The sequence below is a fragment of the Janthinobacterium kochi genome, from assembly GCF_051380715.1.
GTDB lineage: Bacteria > Pseudomonadota > Gammaproteobacteria > Burkholderiales > Burkholderiaceae_D > Janthinobacterium.
The window spans coordinates 17,508-33,310 of the sequence record NZ_JBNYXO010000004.1; the positions used below are offsets into that span (position 1 = coordinate 17,508).

Annotated in this window: 15 protein-coding genes; 9 read left to right on the forward strand and 6 right to left on the reverse strand. The window is 65.4% G+C overall.

Going from position 1 to position 15,803, the window contains the following annotated elements; translation table 11 throughout:
* Positions 1-173 precede the first annotated feature (173 nt).
* The 7 genes from hpaR to ACQ4WL_RS10515 all read left to right on the forward strand — a co-directional run bounded on the left by hpaR (position 174) and on the right by ACQ4WL_RS10515 (position 7,249).
* A complete protein-coding gene (hpaR, locus tag ACQ4WL_RS10485) occupies positions 174-629 on the forward strand; it encodes a homoprotocatechuate degradation operon regulator HpaR (protein WP_436509666.1) in 456 nt (151 codons plus the stop codon).
* Between the two features lie 342 nt (positions 630-971).
* Positions 972-2,138 carry a porin gene (locus ACQ4WL_RS10490; RefSeq protein ID WP_436509667.1) on the forward strand — a complete coding sequence of 389 codons (1,167 nt, stop codon included), beginning with the start codon at positions 972-974 and terminating at the stop codon, positions 2,136-2,138.
* A 28-nt stretch (positions 2,139-2,166) separates the two neighbouring features.
* The gene (locus ACQ4WL_RS10495; RefSeq protein ID WP_436509668.1) at positions 2,167-2,691 is read left to right on the forward strand and encodes a sugar dehydrogenase complex small subunit; all 525 of its coding nucleotides are present in this window, start codon (positions 2,167-2,169) and stop codon (positions 2,689-2,691) included.
* 9 nt (positions 2,692-2,700) lie between these two features.
* Positions 2,701-4,308 (forward strand): GMC family oxidoreductase, encoded by a 1,608-nt coding sequence (locus tag ACQ4WL_RS10500; protein WP_436509669.1) that lies wholly within the window; start codon positions 2,701-2,703, stop codon positions 4,306-4,308.
* The gene (locus ACQ4WL_RS10505) at positions 4,305-5,708 is read left to right on the forward strand and encodes a c-type cytochrome (protein WP_436509670.1); all 1,404 of its coding nucleotides are present in this window, start codon (positions 4,305-4,307) and stop codon (positions 5,706-5,708) included. The genes ACQ4WL_RS10500 and ACQ4WL_RS10505 overlap by 4 nt, the downstream gene beginning before the upstream one ends.
* A gap of 112 nt (positions 5,709-5,820) precedes the next feature.
* On the forward strand, positions 5,821-6,273 hold the full coding sequence (locus ACQ4WL_RS10510) for an RrF2 family transcriptional regulator (RefSeq protein WP_436509671.1): 453 nt from the start codon (positions 5,821-5,823) through the stop codon (positions 6,271-6,273).
* Positions 6,260-7,249, forward strand: a complete 990-nt coding sequence (locus tag ACQ4WL_RS10515) for an NAD(P)/FAD-dependent oxidoreductase (protein ID WP_436509672.1) — start codon at positions 6,260-6,262, stop codon at positions 7,247-7,249. The genes ACQ4WL_RS10510 and ACQ4WL_RS10515 overlap by 14 nt, the downstream gene beginning before the upstream one ends.
* On the opposite strand, the gene ACQ4WL_RS10520 is transcribed toward ACQ4WL_RS10515, so the two are convergent.
* Positions 7,177-7,944 (reverse strand): SDR family oxidoreductase, encoded by a 768-nt coding sequence (locus ACQ4WL_RS10520; protein WP_436509673.1) that lies wholly within the window; start codon positions 7,942-7,944, stop codon positions 7,177-7,179. The genes ACQ4WL_RS10515 and ACQ4WL_RS10520 overlap by 73 nt on opposite strands.
* Positions 7,945-8,067: 123 nt before the next feature.
* Between ACQ4WL_RS10520 and ACQ4WL_RS10525 the strand changes: the two genes are divergently transcribed.
* Both ACQ4WL_RS10525 and ACQ4WL_RS10530 read left to right on the forward strand, forming a co-directional pair.
* The gene (locus ACQ4WL_RS10525; protein WP_436509674.1) at positions 8,068-8,991 is read left to right on the forward strand and encodes a LysR family transcriptional regulator; all 924 of its coding nucleotides are present in this window, start codon (positions 8,068-8,070) and stop codon (positions 8,989-8,991) included.
* A gap of 15 nt (positions 8,992-9,006) precedes the next feature.
* Positions 9,007-9,759 (forward strand): DUF4303 domain-containing protein, encoded by a 753-nt coding sequence (locus tag ACQ4WL_RS10530; protein ID WP_436509675.1) that lies wholly within the window; start codon positions 9,007-9,009, stop codon positions 9,757-9,759.
* A 10-nt stretch (positions 9,760-9,769) separates the two neighbouring features.
* Here ACQ4WL_RS10530 and ACQ4WL_RS10535 read toward each other — a convergent pair whose 3' ends face one another.
* The 5 genes from ACQ4WL_RS10535 to ACQ4WL_RS10555 form a co-directional block, all read right to left on the reverse strand.
* Positions 9,770-10,891 carry a metallophosphoesterase gene (locus ACQ4WL_RS10535; protein ID WP_436509676.1) on the reverse strand — a complete coding sequence of 374 codons (1,122 nt, stop codon included), beginning with the start codon at positions 10,889-10,891 and terminating at the stop codon, positions 9,770-9,772.
* 72 nt (positions 10,892-10,963) lie between these two features.
* Positions 10,964-12,478, reverse strand: coding sequence for an ATP-binding response regulator (locus ACQ4WL_RS10540; RefSeq protein ID WP_436509677.1), 1,515 nt, complete (start codon positions 12,476-12,478; stop codon positions 10,964-10,966).
* Positions 12,465-14,288, reverse strand: a complete 1,824-nt coding sequence (locus tag ACQ4WL_RS10545; protein WP_436509678.1) for an ATP-binding protein — start codon at positions 14,286-14,288, stop codon at positions 12,465-12,467. The genes ACQ4WL_RS10540 and ACQ4WL_RS10545 overlap by 14 nt, the downstream gene beginning before the upstream one ends.
* Entirely contained in the window at positions 14,285-15,370 is a 1,086-nt protein-coding gene (locus ACQ4WL_RS10550; RefSeq protein ID WP_436509679.1) for an ATP-binding SpoIIE family protein phosphatase, read from the reverse strand. The genes ACQ4WL_RS10545 and ACQ4WL_RS10550 overlap by 4 nt, the downstream gene beginning before the upstream one ends.
* On the reverse strand, positions 15,367-15,801 hold the full coding sequence (locus ACQ4WL_RS10555) for an ATP-binding protein (RefSeq protein WP_436509680.1): 435 nt from the start codon (positions 15,799-15,801) through the stop codon (positions 15,367-15,369). The genes ACQ4WL_RS10550 and ACQ4WL_RS10555 overlap by 4 nt, the downstream gene beginning before the upstream one ends.
* Positions 15,802-15,803 lie beyond the last annotated feature (2 nt).

Genomic DNA, 15,803 nt, shown 5'->3' on the forward strand with positions numbered 1-15,803 from the left:
TATAAATACGCAAAATAATATAAATATAAATATAAACATATTTAATAATAAAATAAATATAAGTTTTCTTTTTTTGCAGCATTCAAACTGGCCGGAAATGTCGGTTTGCTATCGCATGGGGGACGGCGCACCGTATAATCGACGGGCATTCATCTATCCTCATGGAGTTCCATTTGCACTTGCCGATCCGCTACCCCAATATGCCGCAGTTGCTGCTCAAGGCCCGCGACAGCCTGCTCCAGCATTTCCGTCCCATCCTCAATCACTTCGGCGTGACGGAGCAGCAGTGGCGCATCATGCGTGCGCTCAACGAAAGCCCGACCCTGGAACCGCGCGAGCTGTGCGACATCTGCCAGATTTCCAGTCCCAGCATGAGCGGCATCCTGGCGCGCATGGAAGAAATCGGATTGATTGGGCGCAGCAAGTTCGAAGGCGACCAGCGCCGCCGCAAGGTACACCTGTCGGAAGCGGGCGCCAGCCTGCTAATGCAAATGGGCAAGCTGATCGACCTGCAATATGCCCACCTGGAAGCGGCCTACGGCAAGCAAGTGTTCGAAGACATGCGCCGCGCGCTGGAAGCCTTCATTGCCCTCGAAACCCTGCCAGTGGCGCCCGCCATCCTGCGCTGAATCCCAGTCCTCCGCCATCTTTTCTCTGCCTGAGCATTGATCGGGCGCGTGTTGTTCAACACGCGCCGCCGCTGTTTTCCCCATGCCTGTTTCGCATTTTTCCGCATCCTGCCGGGCTTGCGCGCGCGCGCCTGCCAGTTTTGCTATAAGACTGCGCCTTACAGTCAATCACTTACATGTTAGTAAATAAGCGTATAATTTGCTTCACTTGATCCAGATCAAGAAGAACAGCGGACGTCCCCATCGCTGGATGGGGCGGCAATGCGGCGCCACAGCCTGTATTGCGCCATCGCGGCGGCAATACTTGTCGGACGTACAATAAAACAGGAAAATCAGGAAAAAATGAACACACCATGCATGCGCGCTGCGGCGCTGGCCGTCTCGTCGCTCATCGGCGCAAACGTTTGCGCCCAAAGCAATGTCACCATTTACGGCGTGGTCGATGCGGCTACCGCCTACGCGAGCAACCAGGGCGGCAATTCGACTACCTACATGCGCAGCGGCAGCTTGTCCGCCAGCAAGATCGGTTTCCAGGGCGTGGAGGATCTGGGCGGCGACCTGAAGGCGCTGTTCTTGCTGGAAAACGGTTTTGAAAGCGATACGGGCGCGCAGAGTTCGGCCAGCTCCCTGTTCAACCGCCAGGCGTATGTGGGCCTGCAATCGAACGCCTACGGCACCCTGACTGCTGGCCGCCAGTACACGCCGTATTACCTGCTGGTGGGTTCGCTGGCGTCGAGCAACATCCTGACGGGCGCCACCGGTGCTCATCCGGGCGATATCGACGGCCTCGATACGACCGTGCGCATCAGCAATTCCGTCACCTACAGCATGCCCGCCTGGCGCGGCTTGCAAGCGAGCGCGCAATACGGCTTTGGCGAAGCGGCCGACCGGAATGCCGTGGGCAGCAGCTTCAGCGCCGCCGTCAAGTACAGCACCTCGCCGGCCGAATTCGCGCTCGGCTACCTGAAACTGAAAAATGGACAGCATGGCGCCGGCTGGAGCGACAACGCCTCGGCCAGCTTCGGCATCTCGGCCATCAACCAGGGTTACACCTCGGCCGAAAGCATAGCGTTCATCGCCGCCAGCGCCCGCTACACCATGGGCAAGTGGATGGTGGGCGCCAATGCCAGCAATGTGCAATACCAGGCGGGCAGCCGCTCGGCCTTCCGCGACACGGCCATCTTCAACACGGCCGGCCTGATCTCGAGCTACCAGCTGACGCCGCAGTGGTTCCTGTCCGCCGGCTACAGCGACACCTACGCCAGCCGCGCCAACGGCGTGTCGGACCGCGCGCGCTACCGCCAACTGTCGTTCGAACAGAATTACGCGCTGTCGAAGCGCACCGCGATCTACCTGATCGAAGCGCGCCAGCTGGCGCGCGGCCAGACCCTGGGCCAGGACGGCAGCATCGTCAATGCCGTCGCCTCGGTCGGCGATTCGCAAAACGCCACGCCGTCGTCGAACGGCGGGCAGACGGTGGTGATGGTCGGTCTCAAGCATTCTTTCTGAACGGTTGCTGAACTCACGGGAGCTTCAATTGGACGCTACACACAATAAGGAGGGCCGCAGCCCTCTCAATCCCGGCCGCCGCATGGTGCTGGCCGGCCTGCTATCGGCGTCGGCCGCGGCGCTGATCCCCTGGGCGCTGGCCGAACCGGTCGCCAGTGCGGAGCAGGGCGCCTTCCTCGGCGTGTCGGCCATGCTGGTCGGGCGCCCGGTGCTCGATCCCGTGCTGGCCAGGCGCCTGTATGACGCGCTGGTGGCGCAGGATGCGGCCTTCCCGGCGAAGGTGCGCGCGCTGCTGGCGCTGATCAATGCGCAGGGCTTGCAGGCGGCCGGCTTGCAGGAGGCGCTCGATGCGCTCGATTCCACCCAGTCGCCGCTGGCGGCCCTGCCGCGCCAGATCGCCAGCGCCTGGTACCTGGGCATCGTCGGCACGGGCGAGGCGGCCGTCTGTGTCGCCTACGAGCAGGCGCTCAACGCGGCCGTCGTGGCCGATGTGCTCAAGCCTCCCACGTATTCCTACGGCGCCTACGGCAGCTGGGCCAGAAAACCAATTTAAGGAGCCATCATGGCTGAAGAACTCTCCGCCGATTACCTGGTGATCGGCTCGGGCATCATCGGCTCGCTGGCCGCGCGCAAGCTGGCGCTGGCCGGCGCCTCGGTGCTGATCCTGGAAGCGGGCCCGCGCGTGTCGCGCGGCGAAATCGTCGCCCGTTTCCGCAACACGACGCGCCGCAGCGACTGGATGTCGCCGTATCCCTCGGTGGCCACGGCGCCGCACCCGATCTACCAGCCGAAAGATAACGGCTACCTGGTGCAGGCGGGCCCGTATCCGTACCCTGCCGAATACATCCGCCAGTTCGGCGGCACGTCGTGGCACTGGGCCGCGCAGGCGTGGCGCAATGTGCCGAACGATTTCCGCATCCATACGCTGTACGGCGTGGGCGTCGACTGGCCCATCAGCTATGCAGACCTGGAGCCGTTCTATCAGGAAGCGGAAGACATCATGGGTGTCTCCGGCGCGGACAATACAGGTTCGCCGCGCCAGCAGCCCTTCCCGATGGAGCCCGTGACGGAGCCGTATGCCATGCGCCGCATCCGCGAGCGCCTCGACCCGTCGTTCAAGGTGGTGGGCAACACGGTGGCGCGCAACAGCGTCAGCTACGCTGGCCGCCCGGCCTGCTGCGGCAACAACAGCTGCCAGCCGATCTGCCCCATCGACGCGCAATACCACGGCGGCATCGCCGCGCAGCAGGCGCAAGACGCGGGCGTCAAGATCGTGTGCAACGCCAACGTCTACAAGCTGGAACACGACGCGCAGGGCCGCATCACGGCCGCGCTGTACTACGACGTCGACAAGAACAGCCACCGCGTCACGGCCAAGACCTTTATTCTGGCGGCCAACGGCATCGAAAGCCCCCGCTTATTGCTCGTTTCCGCCTCGGACAAGTACCCGAACGGCCTGGCCAACAGCAGCGATATGGTGGGCCGCAACCTGATGGACCACCCGAGCACCTCGATCACCTTCGATGCCGATGAAGACCTGTGGCTGGGCCGTGGCCCGCAAAGCCCCAATTCCATCAACACCATGCGCGATGGCGATTTCCGCAGCCAGCATTCGCCGTACCGCCTGGACTTCACGAACATTTCGCGCGTCGATGGCGCCAGCAGGGAGTTGATTGGCAAGGGCGTCTTTGGCGCGGAATTCGAACAGCAGCTGCGTTTCCGTTCGGCGCGCGAAATGAGCCTGAAAAACGTGCTGGAAGTGCTGCCGAATCCGGAAAACCGCATTGCCCTCAGTAGCGAAAAGGATGCCATGGGCATCCCCAAGCCGCAGGCGCATTATGCAATCGACGAGTACACGAAGCGTGGCCACGAACGCTCGAAGCAGGATTTCGAGCGCATCGCCAAACTGATGGGCGGCACCAATCTGCGCCACAGCAAGGAAGGCGTGTTTGCCAACAACCAGCACATCTGCGGCACCTTGTCGATGGGTTCCGATCCGGCCAAGGCCGTGTGCGACCAATGGGGCCGCACCTTCGACCATGCCAACCTGTTCCTGTGCAGCACGGGCGTGCTGCCCACGTCCGGTACCTGCAATTCGACGGAAAACGGCCTGGCCGTGGCACTGCGCACCGTCAAGCACATCCTCGACGAACAGGGAGCGGCAGCATGATGGCGACTTTCAGAATGGCGGTTGGCGTCGCGCTGCTGTCCCTCGTGGCCTTGCCGGTGCTGGCGGCGGACGCTCCCGGCGCCGATGTGCGGGCCATCGAACGTGGCCGCTACCTGGCCACGGCGGGCGACTGCATTGCCTGCCACAGCGTGCCTGGCGGTAAGCCGATGGCGGGCGGCTTGGCCTTGGCCACGCCGCTGGGCGCCATCGTCGCCACCAACATCACGCCATCGACAACGCATGGCATCGGTAACTACACCTTGCAGCAGTTTTCCGATGCGCTGCGACGCGGCGTGCGGGCCGATGGCGCGCACCTGTACCCGGCCATGCCCTACACGGCCTACGCCAAGGTGACGGATGACGATACGGCCGCCCTGTACGCCTACTTCATGCATGGCGTGGCAGCGGTGGACACGGCACCGGCAAAACAGACGGACTTGCCATTCCCGTTCAATATCCGCCTGTCGATGGCGCTCTGGAATTGGCTGTTCCTCGACACAAAACCGTTCGTGGCCGATGCGTCGAAAAGCATGGAGTGGAACCGCGGCGCCTACCTGGCGCAAGGACTGGCCCACTGCACCACCTGCCACACGCCGCGCAATGCGCTGATGGCCGAGCAGCTGTCGAAAGAGCTGGGCGGCGCGGACCTCGGTACCTGGCATGCGCCGAACATCAGCTCGGACGTCAACAGCGGCATCGGCAGCTGGAGCCAGCAAGACCTCGCCAGCTACCTGCGCACGGGCCGTGCCGCGCACCGGGGCCAGGCTGCTGGTCCCATGGCCGAAGCCATCGACCATAGCCTGAAGCACTTGAGCGACGCGGACTTGAACGCCGTGGCGCATTACCTGAAAAGCGTGCCGGCCATCCGCGACACGGCGGACACGAAGCCGGTGACGCAATGGGGTCAGGCAGGCGACGAGCTGAATGCGATCCGCGGCGTGCCACTGCCGCAAAACCTGAACAAGATGTCGGGCGCGCAGCTGTACGATGCGCAGTGCGCCAGCTGCCACCAGGCCAGGGGCGAGGGCAGTTTCGATGGCAGCCTGCCGCCGCTGTTCCACAACTCGGTGACGGGCCGCAGCAATAGCAATAATCTGGTGATGGCGATACTCGATGGCGTGGAGCGGCAGGACGGCAAGGGTAATCATGCTGCGGGCCACCTGATGCCCGCCTTCCGCCAGACGCTGTCGGACGAGCAGATCGTCACCCTGGGTAATTACGTGCAAAAGATGTACGGCAATCCCGCCATCAAGGTGACGGCGGAACAGGTGACGACCCTGCGCAACGGCGGCGCGCCATCGAACCTGATCGGCCTGGCACGCGCGGGCATCATCGTCGGCGTACTGGTGCTGCTGGCCTTGCTGGTGTGGTGGCGGGGACGCCGGCGCAAGGCTGTGTAAGCGTAATCCCATGGCAAAGGCTGGGGTCAGACTCGAAAGGGGCTGACCCCTTTTTTGCCTCATGATTGCAACTCGTTTGCATGTGCTGAAATTATGTACTATCATTAGTTACATGAGACGCGACAGCAAACTATCATCGATCCTCCATGTGCTGCTGCACATGGCCCACGCGGGACGCCCGATGACGTCCGAGGAACTATCCGGCTACCTGGACACCAACCCCGTGCTGGTGCGGCGCGTGATGGCCGGCTTGCGCGAACGCGGCTACGTGGCGTCGGTCAAGGGCCATGGCGGCGGCTGGCACATCGTCTGCGACTTGCACAGCGTGACCCTGCAAGACATTTACGTGGCCGTGGGTTCGCCCACCGTCTTCGCCATGGGCAACCGCGTCGACCAGCCGGGCTGCCTGGTCGAGCAAGTGGTGAACCAGGCGCTGGTCGGCGCTTTCGATGAAGCCGAGGCGCTGCTGATCCAGCGCTTTGGCGCTGTCACCCTGGCCGACCTGGCCGAACGTTTCAGCCAACAGTACGTCTTACACCGAGGAGCACCCCATGCACATACCTGAACCGCACAGCGCCACGTTTGACGCCATCATCATCGGCGGCAGCTATGCTGGCCTGTCCGCCGCCACGCAACTGGCGCGCGCCCGCCGCCGCGTGCTGGTGATCGACGGCGGCCAGCGCCGCAACCGCTACGCCAGCCATTCCCACGGTTTCCTGACCCGTGATGGCAGCGGGACGGCCGCCATCGCCGCCAAGGGCAAGGCGCAACTGCTGGCGTATGCCACCGTGTCCTGGCGGGACGGGACGGCCTTGCAGGCGGCGGCCAGCAGCGATGGCGATGGCTTCGACGTGATCCTGGCGGACGGCAGCGTCGTGCATGGCCGCCGCCTGGTGCTGGCCACCGGCGTGATCGACGAGCTACCGCCCGTCGAAGGCCTGGCCGAACGCTGGGGCAGCAGCGTCTTTCACTGCCCGTATTGCCACGGTTATGAGCTGGAGCAGGGCGCCATCGGCGTGCTGGCCACCGGGCCCCTGTCCATGCACCATGCCCTGATGCTGCCCGACTGGGGCACGGTCACCTTTTTCCTGAATCGCGCATTCGAGCCCGATGCGGCGCAGCTGGCGCAACTGGCCGCGCGCGGCGTGACAGTGGTGCGTAAGCCCGTGGTGCAGATCGACGGGGTAGCCGATGTGGTCATGGCGGACGGCAGCCGCCACGTGATGGCCGGCCTGTTCGTGGCGACCCGCACCCGCCTGGCCAGTGCCCTGGCCGACGAATTGGGCTGCGCGCTGGAAGAGGGGGCCATGGGGCCGTTCGTGCGCACCGACGAGCAAAAGGCCAGCAGCGTGCCAGGCGTCTTCTGTTGCGGCGACGCGGGCCGCATGGCTGGCAGCGTGGCGTTCGCGGAGGCCGATGGTGCCATGGCCGGCGTGGCAGCGCACCGCTCGCTGATGTTCGGGCTGGATCAGGCGGCAAAACCACCGTCGATCTTCAGCCCCGCACCCGTGACGAATCCCGCTTCTTCGCTGGCCAGGTAAGCCACCATGCCGGCGATTTCATCGGCCGTGCCGTGACGTGGCAGGGCCATCAGACCGTGCATCAGGTCGGCGAAGTCGCCCGTCGGCGGGTTCATGTCGGTGGCGACGGGGCCAGGTTCGACGTTGTTGATGGTGATGCCGCGCGGCCCCAGGTCGCGCGACAGGCCTTGCGTCAGGCCGATCAGCGCCGACTTGCTCATGGCGTAGGCGGCCGCGCCGCCGAACGGCATGCGGTGTGCATTCGTGCTGCCGATATTGATGATGCGCCCGCCCGTCTGCATGTGCGCCACGGCCGCCTTGATGGCCACGAACACGGCGCGCACGTTGACGTTCAAGGTCTTGTCGAAGTCTGCCAGCGAGAAATCATCGATGGCGCCGGGCAGGAATACACCCGCATTGTTGACGAGGATATCGACGCGGCCAAACTGCGCCGCTACCTTGTCGATGGCCGCTGTCAGGGCGGTGGCATCGGCCGCATCGGCCTGCACGCCCAGCGCCTTGCCGCCCGTCGCTTCCACCGTGGCGGCCAGCGCCTGCGCTTCGGCGGCGGAACTTTGATAGGTAAAGACGACGTTGGCGCCCTGGCGCGCCAGGCGCCGGACGATGGCGGCGCCGATGCCGCGCGAGCCGCCCGTCACAAACGCGATCTTGTCTTTCAGTGGTAAAGCGGTGGTGGTGGCGGCTTGGGTTTGCATGATGGGCTTTCTGTGTGAGGAATCGAGAAGTTCAGTATATGCGTTTCACTCCTGCCGAACTAGATATGAATCACTACAATCACTTTCAATCAAAGGTATCAAATGAGCGGGTAAAATACGCGCATGGACGCCCTCAATCACTTGCAATCCTTCGTGCTGTCTGCCGAGTTGGGCAGCTTTTCTGCGGCCGCGCGCCGCCTGGGCCTGACGCCGGCGGCCGTCAGCAAGAACGTGGCGCGACTGGAAGCGAGCCTCGGGCTGCGGCTGTTCCAGCGCAGCACGCGCCGCCTGAACCTGACGGAAGGGGGCGAGCGTTTCCTGCAGCAGATAGGCGGCGCCCTGTCCACCTTGCAGGAAGCGATTGCCGGCGTGGCGGAAGAGGGCGGCCAGCCGGCCGGCATCCTGAAAATCAGCATGGCGCCATCGTTCGGGCGCAGTTACGTGGTGCCCCTGCTGGCCGAATTCATCGCGCGCTATCCGGGCGTCATCCCCGACTGTCATTTTGACAACCGCCAGGTGGACTTGATCGGCGAAGGTTTTGATGTCGCCATCGGCGGCGGCATCGAGCTGACGCCCGGCGTGGTGGCGCGCGAACTGGGGCACGTCCACGTCGTCGCCACGGCTTCGCCCGCCTTCATGCGTGGCAAGGCCATGCCCGTGCATCCTGCGGATCTGGCGCAGTTCGACGGCGTGGCGCGCCGCTCGGCCGGCAGCGGGAGATTACGCAGCTGGATACTGCGCGATGGCCAGGGCGGCGAAGGCGTGGCCGAATGCCGGCCGCGCGCCATCTTCGACGACCCGGACGCGATGGCGCAGGCGGCCGTCATGGGCGTCGGCGTGGCGCTGCTGCCCATGGCGCACGCGCTCGACCACTTGCGCAGCGGCGCCCTGATCCGCTTGCTGCCCGGCTGGCATGCCGATTCCGGGCCCTTGTCCGTCTACTATGCCAGCAAGAAGCTGCTGCCCGCAAAGACACGCGTGTTCGTCGATTTCCTGCTGGAGCAATTCCGCCAGCGCGATTTCGCCGCGCAGATGCGGCCCGATTGACCAATGAAAAATCTCATGCCCAGTAATTACAGCCTGTATTACACCTTTGACGGCGATCAGCCGGACCGCTTCCGGGAAGCGCGCGTATTCGGTACGACCGTGTGGACGGCAGCCGGCGCGGCCATGACCTGGGGCGAAGAAACGCGCAACGACTACGTCAGCGAGGCGGAAGCGCACGCCGCGTACGTGGCCCATTGCTGCACCGCACTGGCCGAAGGCTACACGCTGGCGCGCGCCATGCTCATCGACCCGGCCGTATTTGATTTCGCGCTGCTGCAAACGCTGGTGGTCGACGCCGCGCGCCTGGCATTTGACGGCGTACGGCGTGCGCATCCCGACCAGCACCTCAACGCTTTCGCGCTGGTGAGCGACGACAGCGCCATGACGATAGGCTGCATGGCGAACAGCCGCGAAGCGCTGGCCGCCTCGGAATATGGCGAAGAGATGCTGTGGAATCCGGCCGAGTGGGTGTTCGCCGAAGGGGGAGCGTACTTCGACAGCGCCTACCGATTGCTCTTGCAGGCGCACCGCGAGCTGCCGTTCGACGTCGATTTCGCCACCTTCCGCGCCGGCGTATTCGACGCTTGCATCGCAGCGCTGGCGCAGCTTGACGCCGAAGGCGTGTTCGGTGCGGGCGCCGGGCGCGATGAAAATCTGCTGCTGTTCGATGTCAGCGACAGCGAACCGCTGGAAGGCGCCATGGCGCGCCTGAATCCGCCGGCGGTGGTGGCGCGTTTCGAGGCATGGATGGCCAGTTGGGCGGAGTGATGAGTGATGCTTATGCCGCCACCAGCCTGAGTCGCGTTATCTCCGCCGGCGCGCCGATGCGCTTGGGCGGGCCCCAGTAACCGGTGCCGCGGCTGACGTAAATCCACAGGCGGCCACGCCGGTGCAGTCCCGCCACATACGGCTGCTGCAGCGGCACGAACAAATTCCATGGCCAAAATTGGCCGCCGTGCGTGTGGCCCGACAATTGCAGGTCGTAGCCGGCCGCTTCGGCCTCGGGCGCGCTGCGCGGCTGGTGCGCCAGCAGGATGCGGGGAATTTCGGCGGGTGCGCCGGCGATGGCCGCTTGCGGGTCGCTTCTCTGCGCGGGATCGAAGGCTTGCGCGTTGAAGTCGGTGACGCCGGCCAGCGCCAGGCGCGCGCCGTCGTGCTCGAGGATTACATGTTCATTCATCAGCACGCGCAAGCCCAGGCGGCGAAATTCCGCCACCCAGGGCGCAGCGCCCGAATAGTATTCGTGGTTGCCCGTCACCAGGAAGACGCCTTGGCGCGCGCGCAGCTCGCCCAGTGGCGCCGTGTGGCTGCCCAGTTGCGCCACCGTGCCATCGACCACGTCGCCCGTGATGGCGATGATATCGGCCTGCAGGCCGTTGGCGCGCGCGACGATGGCTTCCACGTAGGCGTGCTGGATGGTGGCGCCCACGTGGATGTCGCTCAGTTGCACGATGGTCAGCCCCTGCAGGGCGACCGGCAGGCCGGCGATGGGCACGTCGACCTCGCGCACGCGCGCCACACGGCGGGCGTTGATGAAACCGACGACGCTGGCCAGCAGCGCCAGGGCAAGGGCCGCCACGGCCGACGCCTGCGCGTGCGTGCGGGCAGCGGGAATCAGCATCAGCAGCGCGCGCAGCACGGTGAGCACGAACAGCGAGGAAAAAAAGCCCATGCACAGCGAGCCGGCCCAGCTCAAGCGGTCGGCCAGGCGCGCATCGCCCGTGACGGCGCGGGCGAAGATGGTCATCGGCATCAGCATGGTCGACGCCAGCAAGACGGCGCCGCCCAGCAGCCAGCCGGACAGGCCGACGGGCAGGGCAGGCAGCAGCAGCCAGCCCAGCAGGGCGTGCAGGGCGCCCAATATCATGGTGATGCGCAGCAGCGGCGCGCGGCTTGTCATGTCATGCTTCCAGTGGTGGGGCGGCCGCCGATTATAGCCGACGCCTTTATCGACAGATAGCGGCGGCCTCGCTCATAGCGCGATATGCAGTCCCAGCATGGCCAGCTTGCCGAAATCGACGGGCTTGGCGAAGTGCTCGTTGAAACCGGCCTTCAGGGCTGCCTGGCGGTCGTGCTCCTGGCCATACCCGGTCAGCGCGACGAGCAGGAATTGCTGCGGGATCGGCAACTGGCGCAATTGGACGGCCACTTCGTAGCCGCTCATGTCGGGCAAGCCGATGTCGAGAAAGACGATGTCGGGCTTGAATTCCAGCGTGCGCTCGGTCGCTTGCGCACCCGTGTAGGCCGTGCGCACCGTGTGGCCGTACATTTCCAGCAATTCGGCCAGGGTGTCGGCCGCATCGCAGTTGTCGTCGACGACGAGGATGCGCTGGCTGCCGCCGGTGGCTGCCTGCGGCGTTGGCGCGGTCGGCAGCGGCACGTTGGCGTCGAGCGGCAGGATGACTTCGAAGGTGCTGCCCAGCCCTACGCCGGGGCTGCTCACGCTGACCTGGCCGCCGTGCAAGGTCACCAGATTGCGCACCAGCGACAGGCCGATGCCCAGGCCATCCTGTACCCGGTCGGGCGCGTGGCCGCTTTGCTCGAACAGGCCGAAGATGCTGTCGATGCTGGCGGCGGCGATGCCGATGCCGTTGTCGCTCATGCGGATGCGCACGTTGTCGCCTTCGCGCGCGGCGGTAATGGTGATGCGCCCGCCCGGCGCCGTGAACTTGGCCGCGTTGAGCAGCAGGTTGGCGACGATCTGCGACAGGCGCACGGCGTCGCCGCAGACCCACAGTTCTTCCTGGGGCAGGTTCACATCCAGTGCATGGCCGCGCGCTTCGACGCTGTGCGAACTCGTTTCCAGCGCGCTGCGGATGACGCTGGCCAGGCTCACGCTTTCCCATTGCAGCGAGATCTTACCCTGCGAAATGCGCGATACGTCGAGCAGGTCGTCCACCAGCCGTACCAGGTGGTCCGTATGGCGGCCGATGGTGCGGCGCGCATTGTCCTGCACGGCCGGCACGACGGGGTCGAGCTTGCACAGCAGGGCCAGCGCCGTGCGGATGGGGCCCAGCGGGTTGCGCAATTCGTGCGCGAGAGTGGCCAGGAATTCATCCTTGCGGCGGTCCACGTCGCGCAGCGCGCGTTCGACCCGTCCCAGGCGCAGCAGCGCCCGGACGTTGGCGATCAATTCATCGGCCTCGATCGGCTCGACCAGGTAATTGTCGGCGCCGCCATCGAGGGCACGGATCTTGTCGGCCGTGCCGATGCAGGAAGCGGACGTCTGCAGCACCAGGATGGTGTTCGTTTCGGCGCCGCCCTTCAGTTGGCGGCACACTTCCAGGCCGTTGATGTCGGGCAGCTTGACGTCGAGGAGGATCAGGTTCGGGTGGTCCTGGCGGGCGCGCAGCAGTGCGTCGCCCCCGTTCGACGCTTCGATGACCTTGAAGCCGGCGCGTTTGAGGATGCGCGACTTGGCGTAGCGGGCGCCATCGCTGTCATCGACGTTGAGGATCAGAGCATCGCTGTTGTTATCCGGTAGCATGCGCATTGTCCCAGGTGGTTGTGCCTTGCGGCGGAACCGGCTCTTGCCGGTGGTGTGGATTGCCGATCAGCGCGCGCAGGGTCGCCAGCAATTGCTGGCGCGGCAGCGGCTTGACGTAGTAGGCGTCGGCGCCCAGGGCCAGGCCCTTGCGCACGTCGTCGATCTCGGTGGCGACGATGACGGGCACCTGGCGTCGCAGCGGGTCGTTTTTCAGCTCGGCCAGCCAGTGCCAGGCCGTTTCGCCGTGCAGCAGGATGTCGAGGATGACGGCGGCAGGGCGTTGCTGTTCCCAGCGTTCCTGCGCTTCACGCACGCTGCGCGCGGGAACGACGCGAAATTCGCTGCCGGCCAAAAATTTTTCATATAGCAGGCGGATGGGCGGATTGTCTTCCACCACCAGCACGGGTATGCGCTGGTCGTTGCCATTGTCGTTGGCCGGCGCGCAGGGCGGCAGGCTGCCTTCCGGCGCACGGTAGCTGGTGGGCAGGACGACGGAAAACAGCGACCCCTGGCCCGGCGTGCTTTCCACCGCCACCGTGCCATTGAGCAGGGTGGCCAGGTTGCGGCACAGGGGCAGGCCCAGGCCCGTGCCCTTGACCTTGCGCTGCATGTGGTTTTCCACCTGGCTGAATTCCTCGAAAATCAGCTGCACGTCTTCGGTGGCGATGCCCAGGCCCGTGTCGCAGACGGAAAAGCGGATGGCATCCTGCTCCGGCAAGGGCGTGGCGCTGACGATGATGGCCCCGGCCTCGGTGAACTTGAGGGCGTTGGAGATGAAGTTGCGCAGGATTTGCGACAGCTTGCCTTCATCCGTGTGGATCTGCAGCGCCGGATCGGGGGCGATGAAGGTGAGCGTGAGCGAATCGGACACCAGCAGCGGGCGCAGCATGCCGCGCAGGGCGCTGAACAGGTCGGCCACCTGGAAGCTGTTGGCATGCACATCGACTTTGCCCGCCTCGATCTTGGCCAGGTCCAGCAAATCGTTCACCAGATCGCTCAGGCTGACGGCGCTTTGCAGGATGAACAGCACCTGCTTTTCCTGCTCCTGCGACAGTTCGCCATCGATGCGGTCGAGCAGCAGCTTGGACAGGGCGCGGATGGAGCTGAGTGGCGTGCGGAATTCATGGCTCATGTTCGACAGGAAGCGCGATTTCATCTGGTCGGCGCGGCGTAGGTGGTCGGCTTTTTCATCGAGTTCCGCAAACAGCGCCACCACGCCCCGGTTGGTGTCTTCCAGTTCGCGCGTCAGCTGCAGCAGGTCGTCCTGGCGCGTTTTCAGTTCGGCCAGGGTGGCGAGCAGTTCGCGGTTCTGCTGCTGCACTTCGGACAGCGTAATATCCGAGGGCAGCGCTTGCAGGTTGCCGGACAGCGCGCCAATCATGCCTCCGTCAAGCAGGGGCGCGGCGCGCGGGAACAGCTTTTGCAAGGTGATGTGCGTGCCGTCGCCCGGTGCGCTGTGGATATGGCAGCGGTCCATCAGGCGCTGCGCGCCCAGGATGCCCAGGCCCATGCCCGTCGGCGAGCGGTAGGTGCCGGCCAATATCTTGTCGAGCTGCGCGATGCCGGGGCCCTGGTCCTCGATGCGGATGCTGAGCACCTGCGGCGCCGTCTGGCCATCGATGGCGAAATGCACCTTGCCGCTGCCCGCGTAGTTGTAGACGTTGCGCGCCAGTTCCGACACGGCCGTGGCGATGCGCACCTGGTCCTGCACGCCGAAGCCGCACAGGGCGGCGATCTGCCGCGCGCGCTGGCGCGCGCCCACCACATCGAGTTCGCTGCCGATATGCGCCGTCAATATGCGTTGTGTCATGGCGTGCCGTTCCTTTCCGCACCGGCATGCCGGTGCTCCTCATGTTCGCGCAGCACCACCACCGTGACGTCGTCGCGCCCGCGCGCAAAATCGCGGTACAGCACGGCGGCGACCAGGCTTGGGTGGCAGTGCGCCAGGCCCGGATACCGTTCCAGGTCCCAGCGCGTGTGCAGGCCGTCGCTATGCATGATCAGGGTCGTGCCAGTCTGCCAGGGATAGCAAAATTCCTGCACCTTGCGCAGATTGCTGCCGACGATGCCGTTATGCGACAGCAAATGCTGGCGCTGCTGCGCGTCGAAGGCGCAGGCGGCGATATTGCCCACGCCGGCATAGCGCAATTGGCGGCGCGCGCTGTCGATATGCGCCACCGCCAGGGCCGCGCCGCGCGTGGCGCGCAGGGCGCCGTGGGCCAGTTCGATGAAGGGCGCGGGCAGGGGTGGCAAGCCGGGGGCGCTGTCCTCCAGCAGCGCGCTGGCGCATTCCGAGGCGCGCGCCGCCAGCGGGCCGTGGCCCAGGCCATCGGCCACCATCAGGCTCAGTTCATGGCCTTCGCACACCACGTTCCAGGCGTCGCCGCACACCTGTTCCGAGGCCAGCGGCAGGCACACGGCGCCGATCTGCCAGTTCGGGCTGGCCGGAATGGCGCTGCTGGCGTGCTGCCCCCATATGACCATCATCAGCACCGTACCCTTGCCGGGCGCCGTGTACAGGTCGAATTCCTGGCTCAAGCGGCGTATCGCGCCCAGCCCCACGCCGTAGGTGCCCGTGGTGGAATGGCCATCCTGCATATGCTGGCGCACATTGGCCATGCCGGGACCATGGTCGATGGCCAGCACTTCGATGCCGCTGGTGCCGCCACGCAGCACCTTGCGCAGCAGGATTTCGCCGCGCTGCGCGTGCTTGACGATGTTGGTGGCCGCTTCGCTGATGATGATGGCCAGCTGGCCAGTGCGCACGTCGTCAAAGCCGATGCGGCGCGCCAGTTCGTTGCCGGCGCGGCGGGCCGCGGCGATCTCGCTCGGTTCGCCGATGGGAAAACTGCGTTGCCTGGCAATGTCAGGGGCGTGCTCGATGTGGTTCAAAACAGCTTCCATTTCGCGATGGTGACGGTGGTGCCCGCGCCGGGCGCCGTGTCGATGTGAAAGGCGTCGGCCAGGCGCTTGGCGCCACCCAGCCCCAGTCCCAGCCCGCCGCCGCTGGTATAGCCATCGGTCAGCGCCAGGGGAATATTGTCGATGCCCGGACCCGCATCGACAAAGCGCAGTTCCAGGCCCTGGCGCGCGCCATCGCAGACGCGCGCGATGCGCGCTTCGCCGCCTCCGCCATAACGCAGGGTGTTGCGCGCCAGTTCGCTCGCCGCCGTGATGATCTTGGTCTGCTCGATCAGGCCAAAACCCATGGCGACCATGCTGTCGCGCACCTGCTTGCGCAGCCGCACGACGTCTTCATCGCTGTGCAGGGGCAGGATCTGTGCGCGCTCCTGTGCGCGTTCCTGTGCCGGCGCGCCTAGCACGG

Bases quoted from the DNA above. Each gene is read 5' to 3' on its own strand.
- ACQ4WL_RS10490 (WP_436509667.1), top strand. From the start codon at position 972: ATGAACACACCATGCATGCGCGCTGCGGCGCTGGCCGTCTCGTCGCTC.
- ACQ4WL_RS10500 (WP_436509669.1), top strand. From the start codon at position 2,701: ATGGCTGAAGAACTCTCCGCCGATTACCTGGTGATCGGCTCGGGCATC.
- ACQ4WL_RS10505 (WP_436509670.1), top strand. From the start codon at position 4,305: ATGATGGCGACTTTCAGAATGGCGGTTGGCGTCGCGCTGCTGTCCCTC.
- ACQ4WL_RS10510 (WP_436509671.1), top strand. From the start codon at position 5,821: ATGAGACGCGACAGCAAACTATCATCGATCCTCCATGTGCTGCTGCAC.
- ACQ4WL_RS10515 (WP_436509672.1), top strand. From the start codon at position 6,260: ATGCACATACCTGAACCGCACAGCGCCACGTTTGACGCCATCATCATC.
- ACQ4WL_RS10520 (WP_436509673.1), bottom strand. From the start codon at position 7,944: ATGCAAACCCAAGCCGCCACCACCACCGCTTTACCACTGAAAGACAAG.
- ACQ4WL_RS10525 (WP_436509674.1), top strand. From the start codon at position 8,068: ATGGACGCCCTCAATCACTTGCAATCCTTCGTGCTGTCTGCCGAGTTG.
- ACQ4WL_RS10530 (WP_436509675.1), top strand. From the start codon at position 9,007: ATGCCCAGTAATTACAGCCTGTATTACACCTTTGACGGCGATCAGCCG.
- ACQ4WL_RS10535 (WP_436509676.1), bottom strand. From the start codon at position 10,891: ATGACAAGCCGCGCGCCGCTGCTGCGCATCACCATGATATTGGGCGCC.
- ACQ4WL_RS10540 (WP_436509677.1), bottom strand. From the start codon at position 12,478: ATGCTACCGGATAACAACAGCGATGCTCTGATCCTCAACGTCGATGAC.
- ACQ4WL_RS10545 (WP_436509678.1), bottom strand. From the start codon at position 14,288: ATGACACAACGCATATTGACGGCGCATATCGGCAGCGAACTCGATGTG.